Here is a 252-nt window from a genome sequence, read left to right as displayed (position 1 = left end):
CCTGCCAATAAGCTGAGAATTGTTAAAGCTCAACAGGCTAACAACAAGATTGTTGCGATGACTGGTGATGGTGTCAATGATGCCGCTGCGTTAAAGCAGGCGAATATCGGAATTGCCATGGGAATCAAAGGAACCGATGTTGCCAAGGAAGCTGCCGATATGGTGCTGGTTAATGATAGTTTTACCACCATTGTTGAAGCGGTTGCTGAAGGTCGGCACGTCTTTGATAACATTCAAAAGACCATTCGATTC

The 252-nt window shown here is 45.2% G+C and carries 1 protein-coding gene; it reads left to right on the top strand.

All coding sequences use genetic code 11. The features are described from left to right. The coding region (locus CBI42_RS11960; RefSeq protein ID WP_142294169.1) for an HAD-IC family P-type ATPase at positions 1-252 on the top strand (252 nt) is incomplete at both ends.

The organism is Streptococcus sp. KR, from assembly GCF_002238115.1.
GTDB lineage: Bacteria > Bacillota > Bacilli > Lactobacillales > Streptococcaceae > Streptococcus.
Note: the sequence above shows the minus strand (reverse complement) of the source record. Positions and strands in the feature narration are given on the sequence as shown.